Here is a 21,848-nt window from a genome sequence, read left to right on the forward strand (position 1 = left end):
GCGCCCTCGGGCGCCAGTATCGACTCACTTAGATATTCATCACCACCGACTTCACTTCGGTGTAGTGCTCGATGGCGGCGGCCCCCATCTCACGCCCGACTCCGGACAGCTTGTAACCGCCAAACGGCATGGCCGGGTCGAGCGCGCTGTGGCAGTTCACCCAGACCGAACCCGACTTGATGCGCGGAATCATGCGGTGCGCCGCCGACAGGTTGTTGGTCCAGATGCTGGCGCCCAGGCCATAGCGGCTGTCGTTGGCGAGGCGGACGACCTCGTCGATATCGTCGAACGGCATCGCCACCAGCACCGGGCCGAAGATTTCCTCCTGCACCAGCGGGCCTTTCTGCGCCACGTCCACCAGCACCGTCGGTTTGACGAAATAGCCCGGACCAAATTGTTCGCCACCGCAGGCGATATGGGCACCCAATTCGCGGCCGCGCTCGATGTAGCCGAACACGCGCTGCTGCTGCTTGGCCGAGATCAACGGCCCCATCTGCACGCTCGGGTCCAGACCATTGCCGAGCTTCATGGCGTTGGCGATGGAGGCAATTTCCCCGACCACATTGTCGAAATGCTTGCGGTGCACATAGAGGCGCGAACCAGCGCAGCACACCTGGCCGTGGTTGAAGAAGATTGCCGTGGCCGCGCCGGCTGCCGCCACATGCGGATCGGCGTCGTCCAGCACGATGGTCGGCGACTTGCCGCCCAGTTCCAGCGTGACGCGCGTCATCGACTCCATGGCCGCCTTGCCGATCAGTTTGCCGACCTCGGTCGAGCCAGTGAAGGTAAGCTTGTCCACCTCCGGGTGGTGCGACAGCGCCGCACCGGCGGTCACACCGGTACCGGTAACAACGTTGAATACACCCGCCGGGTAGCCCGCTTCCAGTACCAGCTCACCCAGCTTGAGTGCGGACAACGGCGTTTCGTCAGCCGGCTTGAGCACCACGCTGCAGCCGGTGGCCAGGGCGGGACCCAGCTTCCAGCAGGCCAGCAGCAAGGGGAAGTTCCACGCCACGATGGCGCCGACCACGCCAACCGCCTCGCGCCGTACAAAGCTGTGGAAATGGCTGTCCGGCATCAACGGAATCGAGACGTCGACCGTCGAGCCTTCAATCTTGGTCGCCCAGCCCGCCATATAGCGCAGAAAATCGATGCTCAGCTGGACGTCCATGACGCGGGCCACTTGCGCGCTCTTGCCATTATTCACGCATTCCAGTTCTGCCAGCATGTCGGCATCGCGCTCGAGCAAGTCGGCGAGGCGCCACAGCAGGTTTTGGCGCTCGCGCGGACGCATCCGGCTCCAGGCCGAATCGTCGAAGGCACGGCGCGCGGCGCTGACGGCCAGATCGACATCAGACTCAGCCGCCATGGGCACATCACACAGCACCTCTCCGTTGGCCGGGTTGCGTACCGGCATGGTGGCGCCGCTGGCGGCATCCAACCAGCGATCGCCAATCAGCATCTTGGGCTTGCGCGCAAGAAACGAAACGGTTTGCGGCAGTAACGATAGTGAAGCTTGCATTGTTGGCATCCTCAGTTGTGGCGTGACGGGTGAGGGCCTCAAAGCAGTTTCCATACCAGAGCGATTTAAATAAGCTGAGCAATCGTTTTTATTGGGGTTGAGCCTGTCAATCAAGTGCAATGAATAGCAAGAGCGTCTCGATTTGAGAAGGACTGAGACATAAAATGAAAACACTCCAGCAGTGATAAATAAATGCTGCACAGCAATAATTCTCAATTTGAAACAGTGCTAATCGCAAAACAAGACACTACTCCCGCCTTATCGAATGCAAAAGCCGATTTTGGCCACAGATAAATGGGGGCTGGCAGGGCATTTAATGTTTGGCACGGAATGTGCTAAATCGCATTCCAGGCATGACGTATTCGTTCATCGAATGGCGTGTGCGATTACAAAATCAAATACTACAAAGGAGTCCGACCTTGTTAACCCACCTGCTCCGACGTTATAAGCCTTGGCACATCCTGGGTGTCGCCGCACCGTTGGCGATTTGCGCCGCCCCGGCGGATGCTCGCGACGCCCAGACCATCATCGGCCAGAGCTGTGCCGCCTGCCATGCCGCCGAAGGAAAGAATTCCTGGAGCCGTATCAGTCATCAGCGCAAGACCCCAGAAGGCTGGCTGATGACCATCGCCCGCATGCAGACCATGCACGGCCTGGTCATCAGCGATGAAGACCGCCGAACCGTGGTCAAATACCTGGCCGACAAGCAGGGGCTGGCACCGAGTGAGACGGAAACCGCCCGCTACGCGCTGGAACGCAGCCTCAACACGGTCGAACATATCGGCTCCGAGCAGTACAACCAGATGTGCGCGCGCTGCCACTCCGCCGCGCGTCCGGCCCTGCAGCGTCGCCCGGCGAAGGAATGGGAACACCTGGTCCATTTCCACTTGGGCCAATGGCCGTCGCTCGAGTATCAGGCGCAGGCGCGCGACCGCGACTGGCTGCAGGTCGCACTCAAGGAAATGGTCCCGCTTTTGGCCAAGGAGTACCCGCTGGACAGCAAGGCCTGGTCCGATTGGCAACGGCACAAGCCGCAGCCGGCGGCCCTGGCGGGGCGCTGGAGCTTCAGCGGGCACATGCTGGGCAAGGATGACGTACTCGGCGTCATGACGGTCAGCCCGGCCGGCAAGGACACCTTCAAGGTTGCGATGCAAGGCCGCTATGCCGACGGCCAGTCCTTCAACGGCAGCGGCTCTGCGCTGCTTTACAACGGCTACGAGTGGCGTGCCAGCGTCAAGGTCGGCGGCGTCGCCATGCGCCAGGTGCTGATGGCCAGGGACGGCGAGATGCAGGGGCGCATGTTCGAAGAGACCCATGACGAGCGCGGCCTCGACTTCCATGCTGCCAAATCCGGCAGCGGCAAGCTGCTCGCGGTCCAGCCCGATTTCGTCAAAGCCGGCAGCGAGACGGAGCTCACTCTGGTCGGCGCCAACCTTCAGGGCAAGGCCGATTTCGGTCCCGGCATCCAGGTCGTCTCGGTGCTGTCGCAGACTCCCGAGCAGGTGCGTGTCAAGGTCAAGGCCAGCGCCGATGCCGCCGTGGGCGTGCGCAGCATCAGCCTCGGCAGGCTGAAGGGCGGTAGCCTGGCGGTCTACCAGCAGGTCAAGGAAGTCAAGGTGCTTCCGGCCTTCTCGGTGTCCCGTATCGGCGGCAATGGCGGGTCGACGCCGAAGGTGGAAGGGCGCTTCGACGCCGAAGCCTGGAGTCAGGACACTTCCGGCAAGCCCTTCCGGGTCGGCGTGATGCCGGCCAAGTGGTCGGTGGCCCCGTTCGACGAGCGCGCCGAGGAAGATCAGGACGTGAAATACGCCGGCAAGATGCAAGCCGACAGCGGCATCTTCACCCCGGGCGACGCCGGCCCCAACCCGGCCCGCAAGATGTCGACCAACAACGCCGGCAACCTCAAGGTGATCGCCACCGTGGACGACAGCGGGCGCGCCCTGAAGGGCGAAGGCCACATGATTGTCGGGGTGCAGCGTTGGAACAACCCGCCCATCCCTTGAGCCATGCCTGGCGAAGCCAGCATGGGGCTGGCTTCGGAATCGATACATTCGGATTGGATTGAGGAGGATGCCATGGGCACCCTATTGAACCTGGTCGAACGCAACGTGCATGAAGTGCAGGTCGATGCCGAGCGCTTGCTGTTCCACATCCCGAGCAGTTCGCTGTTCGCCACGGACCAGCTGACCGCCAGCATCGTCGACGCCTTGCGCGTTAGTAGTTGTACCACCGAAGAGCTGCTGCAGCGCCTGTCCGGCCGCTTTGCCAGCGAGGAGGTGGGCGAGACGTTGCGCGAATTGCTGGCACTCGAGGTGGTGAGCGACGGCTCGCCGCTGACGCCGGAGATCGCCCTGCAGCGGGTCGAGCGCACCGCCTTGAATACGGTGGTGTTGAACGTCAATACCGGCTGCAACCTGAGTTGTTCCTACTGCTACAAGGAAGATCTCGACACGCCGTCGGCGGGCCGCCGCATGGACGTGGAAACCGCCAAGGCCTCGGTGGAGATGCTGCTGCAGGAATCGCCGGACGAGCCGCGCTATACCGTGGTGTTTTTCGGCGGGGAGCCGCTGAGCAACCGCAAGCTGATCGAAACCATGGTGGATTACTGCGAAACCCGCTTCGCCGAGTTGGGCAAGCAGGTGGAATTCGTCATGACCACCAACGCCACCTTGCTCACCGAAGAGATCGTCGACTACCTGAACGCGCACCGCTTCGGGCTGTCGGTCAGCATCGACGGCCCGAAGAAGATCCACGACCGCAACCGCCTCACCGTGGGCGGAACCGGCACCTACGACGTGGTACGGCGCAAGGTGGAAATGCTGCTGTCGCGCTATATCAGCCGGCCGGTCGGCGCGCGCGTGACCCTGACCAGCGGCGTGACCGACGTCGAGGGCATCTGGGACCACCTGTTCAACGAGCTTGGCTTTGCCGAGGTCGGTTTCGCCCCGGTCACGTCGGGCACCATCAGTACCTTCAACCTGTCACCGGAGGAACTGGTACAGGTGTTCGCCAACATGAAGGCGCTCGGTCGGCGCTACCTGGAGGCCGCACTCGAGCACCGCAATATCGGTTTTTCCAACCTGCACCAGCTGATTACCGACATTCATGAAGGGCACAAGAAGGCTTTGCCGTGCGGCGCCGGGCTCAAGATGCTGGCAGTGGATCACAAGGGCGAATTGAACCTGTGCCACCGCTTCACCGGATCGACCCTGCCCACCTTCGGCAACGTGCATACCGGGGTGGATCAGCCACGCCTCAACGACTTTCTGTCGCAGCGACTGGACCGCAGCAACACCGGCTGCGAGAGCTGTCGTATCCGCAACCTGTGTTCCGGAGGTTGCTACCACGAGAGCTACGCCCGCTACGGCGACCCGACCCATCCGACCTACCACTACTGCGAACTGATGCGCGACTGGGTGGATTTCGGCATCGAAATCTACAGCCGCATCATGGCCGGCAATCCGGCCTTCATCAGCAGCTACATCACTCCGCGGAAGGCACACTGAGATGAAACATTTGAAGCCGATCAATCACAAGGCACAGCAATTGGAACAGGCCGCGGCGGAAGACCGCCTGGAAGACGTGGTAGCGATGAGCTCGATCGCCGGCTGTACTGCCACCACCGACCCGGGCTGGGAAGTAGACGTCTTTGGCGGGGTGTCCTCGCTGTGCCAGCCGATGGAGTCCGACCTGTACGGCTGCTCCGATCCCTGCTGGTGGCCGGCACAAGTGCCGGACATGATGAGCACCTATCCCGACTGGAACAAGGCGGCAAACAATTCCAGCGAAGATTGGCGCCATCTGGGCACCGTATTCCCCAAAGACAAGTAACCGGCCACGTTGAACAAGAGGGATTTGCTATGTCCGTTAAAACGATTTTCAAGCTGGCCGGCTTGGCCATGGCGTTCGGCACCTGTGCGCAGCCAACCCTGGCCGCCAGCGACTTGGCACTGCAAAAAGGCCACGAATATCTCGCCGTCACCAATTACCCGAACAACCTGCACATCATCGATGCGGAAAACGACAGCCTGTATAAAAGCTGCCGCCTGCCGGATGCCTTTGGTCCGGGAACCATCCAGATCAGTCCCGACAAAACCCGCGCCTACGTGCTGAATAATCACTACGGCGATATCTACGGGGTGGAACTCGACAGCTGCAACGTGGTGTTCCACGCCACCCTGTCGCAGCAGCCGACGGAGCGCGCCCGGGCGATCTTTTCCATCGGCCTGAGCCCGGATGGCAAGGAACTCTACAGCATCGTCAACCCGACCCGGATGAATCGCGACAACTACGTGGTGGAGACGCCACGCCTGCAGGTGTATTCGACCTCGGCTGGCCTGAACGCCAAGCCGGAGCGCAGCTTCCCGGCGCCGCGCCAGACCACCATGCTGCAGGCGGCCGATGACGGCTCGCTGTTCGTGGTGGGGGCCGACGTCTACAAGATGGACCCGCACAGTGGCAAGACCGAAGTGAACATCCCGCTGCGCAACTGGACCCGTCCGCTGTATAGCCCGCCGGATGTGCTGTACGTCTGGCCGCAGCAACGCCCTCAGCATACTTTCAATCTGCTGTACACGGCGGCGCGATTCAAGGACGAGAAAATGAATCCGGAGACGGCTGATAATGTTTACGGCTTTATCGACATCAATCTTGCCAATGGCAAATCTGAGCTGGTGGATTTCGCTCCGATTACCGAGGTGTATTTCACCGGGGCGCGCTCGCCCAAGGACTCCAACCTGATGTACGGCGTGCTCAATCGCCTGGCGAAATATGACATCAAGGAAAAGAAACTGCTGCAAAGCGCCTCACTCGATCATTCCTATTATTGTTTGACGATCAACAAGGCCGGCAACAAGCTTTATTTATCCGGGACTTTCAACGATGTCGCCATTTTCGACGCCGATTCGCTGAAGAAAATCGGCAACGTTAAACTGCCGGGCGGCGATATGGCGATCACCACGGCGCAGATATTTACCCGTTAATCTCCACAAGGCGAGAGCAGGGTGGCGTGCCATCCCTCTCACCCCGGAAAGAGATCGGGAGGTCCGCCACGGGCCCGGATAAAAAGAGGAGACCGTAATGTTCTATCCGCCACGCCATTCTTCCGCATGATTCCCGGCTGATCAGCCGCCACTTTGGGTCGAGCCGTCCGGCTCGACCAATTTCCCCGCCATCGTCGTTGCCCAAGCTGCGATCACGTTCTCGACGTGAGCGTAGGGCACGCTTTTTTGCAAGGACACGGATCATGCAGGACTACTCTGCCGCAGTCAGTCAGTTTGACTATCAGGAAACCGTTCGACAGGTATTGGCGGGTGATCTCGGTGCCATCAATGCCTGCATCGAGTGTTGTGACCGTTATGCCGGGACCGGGCGCATCGCCTTGTACTACGAAGGCAGCGACGGCAGCAGCGCCAGCTATACCTTTTCCCAGCTCAAGGAATACTCCGCCCGCTTTGCCAACTGGCTACAGGCGCAGGGCGTGCGGCCCGGAGATACCGTCGCCGGCCTGTTGCCGCGCACGGTGGAACTGCTGATCACCGTCCTCGGGACCTGGCGGCTGGGCGCCGTCTACCAGCCGCTGTTTACCGCCTTCGGCCCGAAAGCCATCGAGCATCGCCTCGGCACCTCTAGCGCCCGCGTGGTGGTGACCAATGACGCCAACCGCGCCAAGCTCGATACGCTGGAGGACGGCCTCCTGGTATTGACGGTAGGCGCGGGAGAGCAAGGCGATAACGACTTCTGGGACGCATTGCTCCACCAGTCGCCGGAGTTTGAACCGGTGCTGCGATGTGGCGACGACCCCTTTCTGCTGATGTTCACCTCCGGCACCACCGGCCTGGCCAAGCCGATCGAGGTGCCGCTCAAGGCCATCGTGGCTTTCGTGACCTACATGCGTGACGCCATCGGGCTGACGGCGGAGGACCGCTTCTGGAACTTGGCCGACCCGGGCTGGGCCTACGGGCTTTACTACGCCGTAACTGGCCCGCTGGCCATGGGCTTGCCGACCACGTTTTACGACGGCCCATTCTCGGTCGAGAGCACCTGGCGCATTATCCGCAAACGAGGCATCACCAATCTGGCGGGATCGCCGACGGCTTACCGTCTGCTGATTGCCGGCGGAGAGGCCGCGGCCCGGCCATTGCGCGGCATCTTGCGGGTGGTGAGCAGCGCCGGGGAGCCGCTCAACCCGGAGGTGATCCGCTGGTTTGACGAGACACTGGGGGTACCGATTCACGACCACTACGGCCAGACCGAACTCGGCATGGTAGTGGGCAACCACCATGCCTTGAGGCATCCGGTGCACCCGGGATCGGCAGGGTTCGCCATGCCTGGCTACCGCGTGGTGGTGCTGGACCAGGAGCAGCGCGAGCTGCCGGCAGGCCAGCCCGGCATCCTGGCGATCGATCGCGCGCAGTCGCCGCTGTGCTGGTTTGGCGGTTATCGGGACATGCCAACATCGGCCTTCGTCGGCAACTACTACCTGAGCGGTGACACCGTCGAAGCCAACCCGGACGGCAGCATCAGTTTCGTCGGCCGGGCCGACGACGTCATCACCACCTCGGGCTACCGCGTCGGGCCTTTCGACGTGGAAAGCGCCCTGATCGAGCACCCGGCCGTGATCGAAGCAGCGGTGATCGGCAAGCCCGATGCCGAGCGCACCGAGCTGATCAAGGCGTTTGTGGTGCTGGGCGACACCTGCGCGGCCACGCCCGAGCTTGCCACCGAATTGCAACTGCACGTTCGCCAACGGCTGGCCGCCCACGCCTACCCGCGGGAAATCGAGTTCGTCGCCGAACTGCCCAAAACACCCAGCGGCAAGCTGCAGCGTTTCATCCTGCGCAATCAGGAAGTGGCCAAGGGCAACGCCGACAAGTCGCCGCAAAGCACCCGCGTGAGCTGAGCCGACGGCACCGTCAGAGCACGGCGGGACGGGAGGAGCGGGGAGGCATTGCGGCTGCCCCCGTACGGCCTAGCTCTTGCCGACGACGGCCGTCAGCTCGTCGATGAACACCCGCAGCACCGCCGGCTGCGAGGCGCCGCGCCGCGTGATGGCGGTAAAGGGCCACTGGGAGCTGAAGCGGGCGGGGTCGATCTGGCGCATCGCGCCGCTCTCGACCCAGCGGGCAGCGTAGTGGACCGGCAGAAACCCGACGTAGGCGCCGGACAGGATCAGGATGGCCTGGGCCTCGACGTTGTCGACGGTGGCGGTGGCCTTGCTGACTCGGAGCAGTTGCAGGTCGCGCTGCTGCAGATAGCCTCGCGCCACGATGTGGCTCTCCCCGATGCGCCGGAACAACTCGTCCTCGCTGGGTGGCTGCTCGTAGAGCGGACTGTAACGGCCGCAGTACAGGCCATCGGGTTCATCGTAGAGCGGCGTGTAGGAGAGGCCGGGAACCCGCAGCGGGAAATGCCCGATGGCGATGTGCAGGCGCCCGTCGAGCACGCGCTCCTCCAGCTCGGCCGGGGTGCCGATGTAGACGTCGAGCTGCACGTCGTGACCGCGCGACACGAACTGCCGCAAGGTCTTGGGCAAGGGCGACTCGGCGTCGGAGATGGTGTTGTCGATGATGCCCAGGTAGAGCCGCCCGGAGATGCGCTGCTGCAGCGCATTGGTGTCCATGCAGAACGACTCCACCGCCAACAGCAGCCGCTGCGCGGCCTGGTAGGTGGCGACGCCGTGCTCCGTCAGGCGGAAGCCGCCGCGGCCACGTTCGCACAGCGTGACCCCAAGGCGGGTTTCGAGGCTGTTCATCTGTTCGCTGATGGTCGACTGGCTGCTGTTCAAGGCCGCCTGCGCGGCCGAAAAGCCGCCGCACTTGACGATTGTCATGAAGACCCTGAGCAGTTTCAGGTCGACGTCCTGGAGCTGGTTCACCGCTTTTCTCCCCCGAGAATCACATCGTAAATTCCGATTTGAAGATCTGATCTTTCTTATTTTTTCGGCCCGTTTCTTTCTCCATAGTCACTCAAAAGGCAGGGCGTACTCAAGTCCGGCCTTCACTGTCACAGACCATGTGGAGAAGTTGAAATGCAGAATAACGGGTATGAAACGGGCCGCCTGAACTTGCCGTTCGTGGGCCATTGCACCTTCGCCAAATCGGCGGTTTGTCTCGACTGGGAGCGTATCGACGCCGACGTGGCGATCCTTGGCGCGCCCAACGACATGGGCACGCAGTGGCGCTCGGGCGCCCGCTTCGGTCCTCGCGGCATCCGCGAAGCGTCGACGCTGTTTTCGTTCGGTCACGCCGGCGCCTACGACCACGAAGACGACGTGATGTACCTCACCCGCGAGGACGTGCGCATGGTGGACGTGGGCGATGCCGACATCGTCCACACCGACATGGCCAGCAGCAACGCCAACATCGAGTTCGCGGTGCGCAAGATCCTCGAATCCGGCGCGATGCCGGTGGTGCTGGGCGGCGACCACTCGATCCACGCCCCGGTGATCAAGGCCTACGAAGGCCGCGGCCCGATCCACATCATCCATTTCGATGCCCACCTTGACTTCGTCGACGAGCGCCACGGCGTGCGCTACGGCCACGGCAACCCGCTGCGCCGCGCCTCCGAGATGGATCACATCGCCGGCATGACCCAGCTGGGCATCCGCAACGTGTCGTCGTCGAATCGCGCCGACTACGACGCGGCGCGCGACGCCGGCTCCAACATCCTGTCGGTACGCGACGTGCGTCGCCTCGGCACCGAGGGCGTGCTGGCGCAGATCCCGGAAGCGGCCCACTACTACATCACCATCGACATCGACGGCTTCGACCCGTCCATCGCGCCGGGCACCGGCACCCCGAGCCACGGCGGCTTCCAGTACTACGAGGTGCTGGAAATCATCCAGGCGCTGGCCAAGCGCAGCCACGGCGGCATCGTCGGCATGGACCTGGTCGAGGTGGCGCCGGCCTACGATCCGGCCGGACTGACCTCGATCCTGGCGGCGCAACTGCTGCTGAACAGCATCGGCTTCATCTTCCACGAACGCGCCCAGGCCAAGCGCTAAGCCTCCACACACCCATTCAGACCAAGCCCGACACCACGATGCGGGCGGAGAAACACAGGAGAAACCTCATGGATAGCAGTGTTGCGCAGTACCTGGAACGATACGGCGTGTCGGAGGCGACGCGACGCTTCCTCGCCAAACCGCAGAAGATGTTCATCGACGGCCAGTGGCTCGACAGCAGCGACGGCCAGACCTTCGCCGTGACCGAGCCGTCGACCGAAGGCCTGATCACGCGCGTGCCGTCCGGCACCGGCGCCGACCTCGACCGCGCGGTGGCGGCGGCGCGCCGCCAGTTCGACGGTGGCGAATGGCGCCGCCTGAAGCCGCTCGAGCGCGAACGGCTGCTGCATCGCCTGGCTGACCTGATCGAGGCCAACGCCACCGAGCTCGCCGAGCTGGAAGCGATCGACATGGGCAAGTCGGTGTCGCAGGCGCGCGACGTCGACATCCAGGGCACCATCGACACCTTCCGCTACTTCGCCGGCTGGGCCTCCAAGCTGCATGGCCGCACCGTCGAACCGTCCTTGCCCGGCAACTACCTGGCCTACACCCGCAAGGAGCCGATCGGGGTGGTCGGCGCCATCGTGCCGTGGAACTTCCCGCTGCAGACCATGGCGTGGAAGCTCGCCGCCGCGCTCGCCGTCGGCTGCACTACCGTGGTCAAGCCGGCCGAGCTGACCTCGCTCTCCACCCTGCGTTTCGCCGAGCTGGTGCAGGAAGCCGGCATCCCCGACGGCGTGGTGAATATCGTGACCGGGCGCGGCAGCGTGGTCGGCGCGGCGATGGCGACGCACCCCGGCATCAACAAGCTGACCTTCACCGGCTCCACCCCGGTGGGTCGCAACGTTGGCCGAAGCGCGGTCGATCAGCTCAAGCGCGTCACGCTCGAGCTGGGCGGCAAGTCGCCGGTGCTGGTGCTGGACGACGCCGACCTCGCGGCCGCGGCGCGCGCCGTGGCCAACGGCGTGTTCTTCAACTCCGGGCAGGTGTGCGACGCCGGCACCCGTGCCTACGTGCACTCGAGCGTCTACGAGCGCTTCCTGGAAGAACTGGTCGCCTACACCCGCACCCTGAAAATCGCCCCCGGCCTCGACCCGGACTGCTTCATCAGCCCGCTGGTATCGGCGCAGCAGAAGGATACGGTGATGTCCTACATCGCGGCCGGGCAGCGCGAAGGCGCCCGGCTGGTGCACGGCGGCAAGGCTCTGGAAGGGCAGGGTTATTTCGTCGAGCCGACCATCTTCGCGCACTGCCACCGCGACATGAGCATCGTGCGCGAGGAAATCTTCGGCCCGGTGCTGGTCACCACGCCGTTCGACGACATCGAGGACGCCCTGACGCAGGCGAACGACTCGCCGTTCGGGCTGGCGGCCGCGATCTACTCCAACGATCTGGGCCGCGTGCACAGCCTGATCCCGCGCCTGGCCGCCGGTTCGGTGTACGTCAACGCGCACAGCACCATCGACCCGGCGATGCCATTCGGCGGCTTCAAGGAGTCCGGCTTCGGCAAGGACCTCGGCCCGGAACAGCTGGATTACCTGATGGAGACCAAGGCCGTCTGGATCACGCTGCCCTGAGCACGATTTGATTTCAACAAGAGCGGCGCAATGACGCCGCCGGGAGAAGTGGATTTTCAGCGCTGATGCTGGCCGGGTTTATCCGGTCAGCCAGACCATCGCCGACGGCTTGCCTCGTTGCAATCCGTAGCGGCGAGGATCATAAGAGAGATGAGGAGATACCATGAAATCAGATGCGCAAAAGACGCCTGCGTCTCAAGGGCAAAACGGGCTGGAAATCGAAGGGCATTCGATTGACTTCATTCCAGACCACGAACGCACCGACAAACTGTCCACCCAGGGGCCGTTCTGGTTTGTCGGCAACTTCACCTTCTTCACCATGACCATCGGCTTTGTCGGGCCGAGCGTCGGCCTGAGCTCGCTGTGGACCACCATCGCCGGCACGCTGGGCATCATGTTCGGCACCCTGTTCATGGCCTTCCACGGCTCGCAGGGTCCGCACCTGGGCCTGCCGCAGATGATCCAGTCGCGCGCCCAGTTCGGTTACCGTGGGGTGGTGCTGGTGCTGCTGGCCACGCTGTTCGTGTTTGCCGGTTTCAACATCGTCAACCTGGTGCTGATGATGCAGGGCCTGAAGACACTGTTCGCGTGGGGGCCGATGCAAGTCGCGCTGGCAGTGACGGTGCCGGCCACCATCCTCGCCATTCTCGGCCACGACTGGATGCACAAGACCTTCAAATGGTCGTTGTTCCTGTCGCTGCCGCTGTACGGCATCGTCACGCTCGCGGTGCTGATGGGCTGGATCCACGACGCGCCGCCGGTGGCCAACGCTCCCGTCGCGGCGCCGCTGGGCTTTACCTGGATCGGTTTCATCGCCCAGTTTGCCGCCGGCGCCAGCTACAACATCGCCTATGCCCCGTACGTGTCGGATTATTCGCGCTACCTGCCCAAGAACACGCATAGCGGCAAGCTGATCGCCGCCGTGTTCCTGGGGGCGTCGCTGTCCGGTGCCTGGATGATTGCCGTGGGGGGCTGGCTGGGCGAACACCTGCACGCCACTGACATCCTGGTCGCACTCAACAGCGTCGGTGCCAGCGTGGCCCCGCAGCTGGGTACGGTCGTCGTGGCCATCACCATCCTGGCCTTCCTGCCGGTGATCGCGATGAACATCTACAGCGCCAAACTGACGGCCATTACCGGGGTGGATTCCTTCAAGAAGATCAACCCGACGCCGAAGGTGCGCATCTGGGCCATTCTGGGCGTGGTGTTCCTGCAGGTGGGCGTGGCCATGGGTATCTATACCTCCGGCTCCGGCCTATCGGTGTTGAACATTTACCTGGTGGTGATGCTGTACTTCCTGGTGCCGTGGACCGCGGTCAACCTGACCGACTACTTCTTCGTGCGCAAGGGCCGCTACGCCATCCCGCACTTCTTCCTGCCGCACGACAACATCTACGGCCACTGGGGCAGCCGCGGTCTGATTGCCTACCTGATCGGCTTCATCGCGATGATCCCGTTCTTCACCATCTTCAATGGTACGGAGGAAGTCTACGTCGGCCCGCTCGCCAAGATGATCGGTAGCGTCGACATGGCCTGGCTGGTCGGCCTGATCGTCTCCGGCGTGGCGTACTACCTCTTGTGCCTGACGCTCGATCTGGAGAAAGAAGAAAAAGTCATTCGCCACATCGAAAAGACCTCTCCCCATTTCACCGCAGGCGAAGGCTGGTAAGCCGCCCGGCTCATGCGAATTTACTGTGAGAAGCATCATGGCAAACGAATTTGACTACATCATCATCGGCGCCGGCTCGGCAGGCTGCGTGCTGGCCAGCCGCCTGACCGAAGACACCAACGTCTCCGTACTGGTGCTCGAATACGGCGGCAGCGACAAGAGCGTCATCATCCAGATGCCGAGCGCGTTCTCCCTGCCGATGAACACCAAAAAGTACAACTGGCACTACGAAACCGCTGCCGAACCCCACCTCGACGGCCGCCGCCTGCATTGCCCGCGCGGCAAGGTGCTGGGGGGGTCCTCGTCGATCAACGGCCTGGTCTACATCCGCGGCCATGCCTACGACTTCGACCAATGGGAAGAGTTGGGGGCCAAGGGCTGGGGCTACCGCAATTGCCTGCCTTACTTCAAGCGCGCGGAGAGCTTCAAGTTCGGCGGCGACGACTACCGCGGCGACAGCGGCCCCTTGGCCACCAACAACGGCAACAACATGCAGAACCCGCTGTACGGCGCCTGGGTGGAGGCCGGCGCCCAGGCCGGCTACATCAAGACCGATGACTGCAACGGCTACATGCAGGAAGGCTTCGGCGCGATGCACATGACGGTCAAGAACGGCGTGCGCTGGTCCACCGCCAACGCCTACCTACGCCCGTCGATGCAGCGCCCGAACCTGACTGTCATCACCCACGCCATGACGCGGCAGATCCTGCTGGAAGGCAAGCGCGCGGTCGGCGTCACCTATGACCAGAACGGCGTCACCCATACCGTGCGCTGCCGCCGCGAAGTGCTGGTATCGTCCGGGCCGATCGGTTCGCCGCACCTGCTGCAGCGTTCCGGCATCGGTCCGGCCAAGGTGCTGAAGAGGGCGGGTATCGAGGTCAAGCACGACCTGCCCGGGGTAGGAGAGAACCTGCAGGACCACTCGGAAATCTACATCCAGTTCGCCTGCAAGGAGCCGGTCACACTCAACGGCAAGATGGGGCTACTCGGCAAGGCGCTGATCGGCCTGCGCTGGCTGCTGTTCAAGGACGGCCTGGGTGCCAGCAACCACTTCGAGGCGGGCGGCTTCATCCGCTCCGAAGCCGGTCTGCGCTGGCCCGACATCCAGTTCCACTTCCTGCCGGCGGCGATGCGCTACGACGGCGACAAGCCGTTCAAGGGGCACGGCTTCATGGTGCTGACCGGGCCCAACAAGCCCAAGAGCCGCGGCCACGTGCACGTGGTGTCGCCCGACCCCTACGTGCATCCGGAAATCCGCTTCAACTACCTGGAGAGCGAGGAGGACCGGGAGGGCTTCCGCCGCTGCGTGCGCCTGACGCGCGAGATCATCGGCCAGCCGGCCATGGACCGCTACCGCGGAGTCGAACTGGCGCCGGGGCCGGAGGTGCAGACCGACGACGAGATCGACGCCTTCGTCCGCGCCAACATGGAAAGCACCATGCACCCGTGCGGCTCCTGCCGCATGGGCGAGGACGACATGGCGGTGGTCGATTCCGAGCTGCGCGTACGCGGCATCGAAGGCCTGCGCGTGATCGACTCCTCGGTGTTCCCGACCGAGCCCAACGGCAACCTCAACGCGCCGACCATCATGTTGGCCGAACGCGCCGCCGACCTGGTGCGTGGCCGCCAGCCATTACCGCCGGCCGAGGTGCCGGTGGGCCTCGCCGAGGGATGGCAATCCCGCCAGCGCACCAAGGCACCGATGCGCAAGGTCGCGGTTTGACCTGAGCTCCCCGCAGCGGCCCGGCACGGTTTTCCTTGTCGGGCCGCCAGCCTTTCAGGGGTGGCGAGCACAGCCACCTGGCACGCCATGGCACACGAGGCGGGAACCCGACCCAAGCGGCACCAGCGTTGCGGTTATCGTTCCGGAGGGGGGCGGCCACCTGGCAACCGTTTACCGCGCCGGGAGTAAGCAGCCCACGCGGCACCACGAATGCACAGGGGATCGAGGGGGGGCAGGCTGACGGTTGGCGAGCAGGGGCGCGGATTATCGGGAAGGGGGCACCCAGGCGGTCAGCCGGTGCTGTCGACGGCAAGGCGCTGGGCGGAAGAGTAAGGGAGTCGAACCCTCCCGGGACCGCTGGCGGCCCCATCTGAATTTGAAGTCCAGCCGCCCCACCGGGAGCGAGACTCTTCCAATACCGTGACAAACAGGTACAGCAGCAATGCACTGCTACCGGACGTCATTATAAGCACCCGCAATCGGCCGATAAAGCACCATATAGCCAGGCTCATTCCTCGAACAGGGTCGCGTCGCGCAGCCAATGGCGGTTGCCTAGCCGCCGGGTGAAGCCGCTGCGGTCGAAAAACTCGAGAATCTGGATGGCGAGCTTGCGCCCCAAGCCCAGCGCGTCGCGCATGCCGGACGCTTCGACGAAGCCATGCTCCCCGACCAGCCGCCGCACCGTGGCCGCGATCTGCCGTATGCGATCCTGCGCGTAATAGCGGTCGCTGACGACCGCGACCGCCAGCCCCTGGCGCGCGGCTTTCTTCAGCAAGGCACGCACCACGCTCTCGTCCTCGTCCAGCTCCCGAGCCACGTCACGCACCCAGCCTCCCTCGTCCCGCTGCAGCAACACGGCCGCGCGCGACCACAGCGCCTCCTCCTCGGCGTTGAAGCTAACGCGGTGCTCCGGCAAATGCAGCCAGCCGCGCGTGTTGAGAACGCGGCCGCTGTCGATCAACTCGCCAATCGCCAGGTCGGCGGCAGTGGCCGGCTCTTTCGGCAGCGCGATGCGGCGCAGGGCGCTGCGCGCCACGCCGATCTCTTCAGGGTGGCTGGCGTGGCGTTCGGCCAACGTGGCCAGCAGGGTGGCCTGCATGCCGTCCCAGCGCGCGGGGGTATAGAGCCAGCCCTCGTTGCCGCCGACCCGCTTCAGGGGATTCGCCTCGAGCAGTTCGTCCACTTGGTCATCTTCCAGCTGGCGCGCCCAGGCGAAGGCCGGCAGAGAGACCGGCTGCCAACGGCTGGCGGCACCGAGCACCGCCCGGTCGTCAGCAGCAACACGGGCCAGCTCGGCGAGATAAGCGAGCCGTGCCGGCGTGCGTTTGGCACGCGCCGGTGGGGTGATTTCCAGCACGCGCGCCGAGGCGAGGGTGGTCTGCGCCGAGGCATCGCGCACGATCAGCCGGTCGTTGTCGGCCAGGTACAAGGCGCCATCGAACACCAGTTCGGCCAGGCCGTATTGGCCGGCGTCCAGCCGTTGCGGCTCGAGCAGCGCCAGGCGACCGGTGATGTGGCTGGCGGCATGGTGCAGGTGCACCGCCTGCCAGTGAGCGAGGGGGCGCGTCAGCGCCAGATCGGCCTGCAGTTGCACCGTGACGCGCGAACTCGGTTCGGGCGGTGCGTGCGCCAGCAGCCAGTCGCCGCGCGCAACGTCATCAAGGGCGAGGTCGCCGCTCAGGTTGAGCGCCAGGCGCTGATGCGCCTCACCCTGCTCGGCCGCCTGGTTCTGGGCGTGGATTCCGCGCACGCGCACCGGCTTGCCGACCCCGGTCAGCCAGAGCGTGTCGCCCACCCGAACCTGACCGGCCAACGCCGTGCCGGTCACCACCAGACCCGCCCCCCGCACCGAGAAACGGCGGTCTATGGCGAGACGGAAGCGCCTGGCGCGCGCCCCGGAGCGGGGTGCGGCCAGTTGCCCCAAGTGGCTGGCGAGCGCGTCCAGCCCGGCCCCGCTCTTGCTGGAAACCGCCAGCACCGGGCTGCCGGCAAAACGGGTCGGCGCCAGCAGGGCGGCGATGTCGCCGGCCAAGGCCTCGATGCGCTCCGGCGCCACCAGGTCGCACTTGGTCAGGACAATACTGACCGCCGGGATGTCCAGCAGATGCAGGATGGCCAGATGCTCGAGGGTTTGCGGCATGATGCCGTCGTCGGCGGCGATCACCAGCAGCGCGTGATCGATGCCGCCCACGCCGGCCAGCATATTGGAGAGGAAGTGTTCGTGACCGGGAACGTCGATGAAACCGAGCCTCCGCCCGTCCGGCAAAGTCAGGTAGGCGTAGCCGAGGTCGATGGTCATGCCACGCCGCTTTTCTTCCGGCAGCCGGTCGGCGTCGGTGCCGGTCAGGCGGGCGATCAGCGAGGTCTTGCCGTGGTCGACGTGGCCGGCGGTGCCGATGATCATGGGCGCGTCTCCGCCCCGGCAAACGGCAGCTGGCCGAGGTTGGCCAACAGACCGGCTTCATCCTCCAGGCAGCGCAGGTCGAGCCACAACCGGCCATCCTGCACCCGGCCGATCACCGGCCGCGGCAGCGCGCGCAGGGCACGGCACAGGCTGTCGAGGGTGCTGCCGCGGCCATCGCGCGGGCTCAGCGTGATCGCCCAGCTCGGCAGCCGGTCCACCGGCAAGGAACCGCTGCCGATCTGCGACAGGCAGGGCTCGCTACTCACCACGAAGACCTCGTCGAAAAGCGGGTGCAACACGGGACAGAGCCGTTCGGCCTGCTGCTGCATCGCCTGCTGCGGCCGCGTCAGCAGGCGCAGCGTCGGCAGCGCCTGGGTGAGGTTTTCCGGCTCGAGGTAGAGCCGCAGGGTAGCTTCGAGCGCGGCCAGCGTCATCTTGTCACAGCGCAGCGCCCGCTTGAGCGGGTGCTTCTGGATGCGGGCGATCCACCCCGCGTCGCCGATGATCAGCCCGGCCTGCGGACCGCCGAGCAGCTTGTCGCCGGAGAAACTGACCAGATTCACGCCGGCGGCGATCATCTGCTGCGGCATCGGCTCGGCCGGCAAGCCCAGCCGCGCCATGTCGGCCAGCGCGCCGCTGCCAAGATCGGTGGCCAAAGGCACGCCGCGCTCGACAGCGAGCCGGGCCAGCTCCGCCTCGCTGACGCTGTGGGTGAACCCTTCGATGGCGTAGTTGCTGGTATGGACCTTCATCAAGAGTGCGGTATCGGGGCCGATGGCCTCGGCGTAGTCGCGCAGGTGGGTGCGGTTGGTGGCGCCGACTTCCACCAGGCGGCATCCCGCCTGGCGCATCACGTCCGGCATGCGAAACGCGCCGCCGATTTCCACCAGCTCGCCCCGCGACACAATCACCTCGCGCCCGGCCGCCATGGTGCTCAGCATGATCAGCACCGCGGCCGCGTTGTTGTTGACGACACAGGCCGCCTCGGCGCCGGTCAGCTCGCGCAAGAGTTCGCTGACGACTTGGTCGCGATGCCCGCGGCCGGCCCCATCCAGATCGTATTCGAGCGCCACCGGCGCGCGCATCGCCTGTATGACTGCGGCCACGGCGGCCTCGCCCAGCTGCGCACGCCCCAGGTTGGTGTGCAATACGGTGCCGGTGAGGTTGAAGACCGGGCGCATCTGCATTTGCTGCCGTTCGGCCAACTCTTGGCGCACTACGTTGAGCAGCGGGGCCTCTTCGCTGGCCCAGTCGGGCAGGCGGCCATGCTCGCGGATGTGCCGGCGCGCCAGGTCGAGCCGCTGGCGCAGTGCGCGCAGCACGGCTTCACGGCCGTGGCGCTGCAGCGCGTCGGCCAGATCGGGACGCAGGAGCAGTTTGTCGATGGAGGGGAGTCGGCTGTACAGGGTCTGGCTGTCCATGATGTTCGTCGCAGCGTTTCCGGCCAGGGAGAGGGATAGTTGATGATGACATAAAAAGGGCGGCCGGGGACAAGCCCGCCGCCCCTCGAGACGCTCACTGCACGAACAGGAAGGGGTTCTGCCCGGAACTGGCAAAACCCTGCTCTTCGACGTGCCAGTCCAGCGCCAGGCTGGCCAGGTCATCGGCCACCGGCTCGACGGCAACATCCTTGTCCTGGTACAGCACCTTCAGGTAGCTGTGGCAGTCGCCGCAGCTTTCCGCCTTCACCGCCGCCTCGACGCTGTCGAGCGACCAGTAGCCGAGATCACGGCTGGACGAGCAGCAGCTGCACTGCGCCCGGACCACGTGCCATTCGCTCTCGCACAGGCTGCAATGCAGATAGCGGTGGCCGGGTTCGGCGCCAAGACGGACGACGCTCGCCACCGGCGGCGCGGCGCAGACCGGACACACGCTACGGTCGGCGCCGGGGTCGGCCTGCAGCCGGCCATCGATCGCCGCGGCAAGCTGGCTCCAGTTGAGCGACAGTGCCGCCCACAGGAAGGGCGCAACGGCCACACCGCCCGCCGCGCTGTCGCCTGACAGCAGCGCGCTCGCCCAGCCCTCGCGCTCGCGGCGACTGGCCTGGGCGAGCCGGTTCACGGCCGCCTGCAAGGCTTCCGCCAAGGGCTTGCTGGCGATGGTGGCCAGCAGCGCGTCGAGGTCGTCCTGCCACGGCAGGCGGCCCCGCCACCCGGCCGGGGCCAATGGCGGCATGCCGTGCTCGGCGCAGCGCTGCACCAGCCCGGCCAGTTCCTCGGGCGGCGTCAGCGGTCGCTCGGCCAGCCGCCGCGCCTGGGCCGCCACCAGATCGGCCGCAAAGCCCAGGTAGTCGGCCATCGGGTGGTTGGCCGACAACGCCCGCAGCCGGGCCGCCCTGGCCGTGTACAACGTGGCAGGGTGGGGCTGCAGCCAGCTTGGTGCCGGGCTGGGCTCGACACCGGCTTCGAGCCTGTCGATCGGTACGATACGAATATTCACCTAGGCTCCTTTGCGCCCGATTGGCCGGTCATTTCGCGGAACCAGCGCGGATGATGTTTCTTCGCCCAGCCGTAGGTCACTACCCCCTCGACCATGGCCCGGATCGTGCCCTTCACCCAGATCGCCGCGTAGATGTGGACGATGATGCCGGCGATAAGCAGCACCGCGGCCACCGCATGCGTCAACAGCGCCACCCGGATCAGCGGGATCGGGAACGACGGCGAGAAGTACGGCCGCCAGATCACGATGCCCGACGCCAGCAGAGCCAGCAGGCACACGCACATCAGCCAGAACAGGCCTTTTTGCCCGCCGTTGTACTTGCCAATGTCGCCCACCTCGTAACCCCGCAGCACGCTGCCCACCGATTTCATCCATTTGATGTCCTCGGCGTTGATCAGGTTATGGTGCCAGTAACGGAAAAACTGCCTCAAAAACCCCACGAACATCAGCACCCCGACGAACGGGTGGATGATGCGCGCCAGTTGCGGCGTACCGAAGATGCCGGTGAGCCAGAAGAAGGCGGGGTAGAACAAGGCCAGTCCCGACAACGCCAGCAGCACGAAGCACAGCGCCACGAGCCAGTGGTTGATCCGCTCCGCGGCGTTGTAGCGCACGATCAGCTTTTCGCGGCTCATGCTTGATCCTCCCCATCGTCGTCATCCGGCCGGTTCGGCCCGACCCCGATGTAGTGCAGGAACCCGAACAGGCCGGCGGCGGCGAAGCCGATCGTGGCCAGCGGCTTGAGCAGGCCTTTCCATAGCTTGACCACGGGGCTGATGGTGGGGTTCTTGCGCAGGCCGGAGTAGAGGCCGGGCTTGTCGGCATGGTGCAGCACGTACATCACGTGGGTACCGCCCACGCCGGCCGGGTCGTACAGGCCGGCGTTCGGGAAGCCGCGCGTCTTCAGGTCCTCGACGCGCTCGCCCGCAAAGGCGGTCATGTCTTCCTTGCTGCCGAAGCGGATCGCGCCGGTCGGGCACGTTTTCACGCAGGCGGGCTCCTGGCCCACCATGACGCGGTCGGAGCACAAGGTGCACTTGTAGACCTTGTTGTCTTTCTGGCTGAGGCGCGGCACGTCGAACGGGCAGCCGGAGATGCAATAGCCGCAGCCGATGCAGTGCTCCGACTGGAAGTCGACGATGCCGTTGGCGTACTGGATGATCGCGCCCGGCGACGGGCACGCCTTCAGGCAGCCCGGATCGGCGCAGTGCATGCAGCCGTCCTTGCGGATCAGCCATTCGAGCTTGCCGTTTTCCTCCACCTCGTTGTAGCGCATCACGGTCCAGGTCTGCGCCGACAGATCGGCCGGGTTGTCGTAGACGCCGACGTTGCTGCCGATCTCGTCGCGCAGGTCGTTCCATTCCGCGCACGCCACCTGGCAGGCCTTGCAGCCGATGCAGGTAGTGACGTCGATCAGCTTGGCGACCTCGATTTTGTGCTCCCTGGCCACCGGGGGCTGGGTAGGGGAAGCCGACCGGCGCAGGATATCTTGCGATTGCAGTGCCATGTC

16 protein-coding genes and 1 tRNA gene are annotated in these 21,848 nt (G+C 64.8%); 9 read left to right on the forward strand and 8 right to left on the reverse strand.

Features of this window, described 5'->3' with window-relative positions; all coding sequences use genetic code 11:
- Positions 1-28 precede the first annotated feature (28 nt).
- Positions 29-1,522 carry an aldehyde dehydrogenase family protein gene (locus tag FURADRAFT_RS02890; RefSeq protein WP_008952604.1) on the reverse strand — a complete coding sequence of 498 codons (1,494 nt, stop codon included), beginning with the start codon at positions 1,520-1,522 and terminating at the stop codon, positions 29-31.
- 419 nt (positions 1,523-1,941) lie between these two features.
- Here FURADRAFT_RS02890 and peaA point away from each other — a divergent pair, with 419 nt between their 5' ends.
- From peaA to FURADRAFT_RS02915, 5 genes are all read left to right on the forward strand, one after another.
- Positions 1,942-3,525, forward strand: a complete 1,584-nt coding sequence (gene peaA, locus FURADRAFT_RS02895) for a quinohemoprotein amine dehydrogenase subunit alpha (RefSeq protein WP_008952605.1) — start codon at positions 1,942-1,944, stop codon at positions 3,523-3,525.
- A 72-nt stretch (positions 3,526-3,597) separates the two neighbouring features.
- Entirely contained in the window at positions 3,598-5,028 is a 1,431-nt protein-coding gene (gene peaB, locus FURADRAFT_RS02900; protein ID WP_008952606.1) for a quinohemoprotein amine dehydrogenase maturation protein, read from the forward strand.
- A gap of 1 nt (position 5,029) precedes the next feature.
- Positions 5,030-5,353, forward strand: coding sequence for a quinohemoprotein amine dehydrogenase subunit gamma (qhpC, locus tag FURADRAFT_RS02905; protein ID WP_008952607.1), 324 nt, complete (start codon positions 5,030-5,032; stop codon positions 5,351-5,353).
- Positions 5,314-6,504: a quinohemoprotein amine dehydrogenase subunit beta gene (peaD, locus tag FURADRAFT_RS02910; RefSeq protein ID WP_236261520.1), complete on the forward strand. Its 1,191-nt coding sequence runs from the start codon at positions 5,314-5,316 to the stop codon at positions 6,502-6,504. Before qhpC ends, peaD begins: the two co-directional genes overlap by 40 nt.
- 263 nt (positions 6,505-6,767) lie before the next feature.
- Positions 6,768-8,423: an acyl-CoA synthetase gene (locus FURADRAFT_RS02915; RefSeq protein ID WP_008952609.1), complete on the forward strand. Its 1,656-nt coding sequence runs from the start codon at positions 6,768-6,770 to the stop codon at positions 8,421-8,423.
- Between the two features lie 69 nt (positions 8,424-8,492).
- Here the strand turns inward: FURADRAFT_RS02915 and FURADRAFT_RS02920 are convergent, their stop codons facing one another.
- Positions 8,493-9,398 (reverse strand): LysR family transcriptional regulator, encoded by a 906-nt coding sequence (locus tag FURADRAFT_RS02920; protein WP_008952610.1) that lies wholly within the window; start codon positions 9,396-9,398, stop codon positions 8,493-8,495.
- A 153-nt stretch (positions 9,399-9,551) separates the two neighbouring features.
- On the opposite strand from FURADRAFT_RS02920, the gene speB reads away from it, so the two are divergent.
- From speB to betA, 4 genes are all read left to right on the forward strand, one after another.
- Positions 9,552-10,526: an agmatinase gene (gene speB / locus FURADRAFT_RS02925; protein ID WP_008952611.1), complete on the forward strand. Its 975-nt coding sequence runs from the start codon at positions 9,552-9,554 to the stop codon at positions 10,524-10,526.
- A gap of 68 nt (positions 10,527-10,594) precedes the next feature.
- Positions 10,595-12,103, forward strand: a complete 1,509-nt coding sequence (locus FURADRAFT_RS02930; RefSeq protein WP_008952612.1) for an aldehyde dehydrogenase family protein — start codon at positions 10,595-10,597, stop codon at positions 12,101-12,103.
- A 163-nt stretch (positions 12,104-12,266) separates the two neighbouring features.
- Complete coding sequence (locus FURADRAFT_RS02935) at positions 12,267-13,772, forward strand: purine-cytosine permease family protein (protein WP_008952613.1); 1,506 nt, start codon at positions 12,267-12,269, stop codon at positions 13,770-13,772.
- A 37-nt stretch (positions 13,773-13,809) separates the two neighbouring features.
- Positions 13,810-15,495, forward strand: a complete 1,686-nt coding sequence (gene betA / locus FURADRAFT_RS02940; protein ID WP_008952614.1) for a choline dehydrogenase — start codon at positions 13,810-13,812, stop codon at positions 15,493-15,495.
- 322 nt (positions 15,496-15,817) lie between these two features.
- Here betA and FURADRAFT_RS20385 read toward each other — a convergent pair.
- The 6 genes from FURADRAFT_RS20385 to fdxH all read right to left on the reverse strand — a co-directional run bounded on the left by FURADRAFT_RS20385 (position 15,818) and on the right by fdxH (position 21,845).
- Positions 15,818-15,909: transfer RNA gene (locus FURADRAFT_RS20385), tRNA-Sec, on the reverse strand.
- 94 nt (positions 15,910-16,003) lie between these two features.
- On the reverse strand, positions 16,004-17,899 hold the full coding sequence (selB, locus tag FURADRAFT_RS02945; protein WP_008952615.1) for a selenocysteine-specific translation elongation factor: 1,896 nt from the start codon (positions 17,897-17,899) through the stop codon (positions 16,004-16,006).
- Positions 17,896-19,320 carry an L-seryl-tRNA(Sec) selenium transferase gene (selA, locus tag FURADRAFT_RS02950; protein ID WP_008952616.1) on the reverse strand — a complete coding sequence of 475 codons (1,425 nt, stop codon included), beginning with the start codon at positions 19,318-19,320 and terminating at the stop codon, positions 17,896-17,898. The genes selB and selA overlap by 4 nt, the downstream gene beginning before the upstream one ends.
- A gap of 94 nt (positions 19,321-19,414) precedes the next feature.
- Complete coding sequence (fdhE, locus tag FURADRAFT_RS02955) at positions 19,415-20,338, reverse strand: formate dehydrogenase accessory protein FdhE (RefSeq protein ID WP_008952617.1); 924 nt, start codon at positions 20,336-20,338, stop codon at positions 19,415-19,417.
- A complete protein-coding gene (locus FURADRAFT_RS02960) occupies positions 20,335-20,973 on the reverse strand; it encodes a formate dehydrogenase subunit gamma (RefSeq protein ID WP_008952618.1) in 639 nt (212 codons plus the stop codon). Before FURADRAFT_RS02960 ends, fdhE begins: the two co-directional genes overlap by 4 nt.
- A complete protein-coding gene (gene fdxH / locus FURADRAFT_RS02965) occupies positions 20,970-21,845 on the reverse strand; it encodes a formate dehydrogenase subunit beta (RefSeq protein WP_008952619.1) in 876 nt (291 codons plus the stop codon). The genes FURADRAFT_RS02960 and fdxH overlap by 4 nt, the downstream gene beginning before the upstream one ends.
- Positions 21,846-21,848: the final 3 nt, after the last annotated feature.

The organism is Pseudogulbenkiania ferrooxidans 2002 (genome assembly GCF_000174355.1).
Lineage (GTDB): Bacteria > Pseudomonadota > Gammaproteobacteria > Burkholderiales > Chromobacteriaceae > Pseudogulbenkiania > Pseudogulbenkiania ferrooxidans.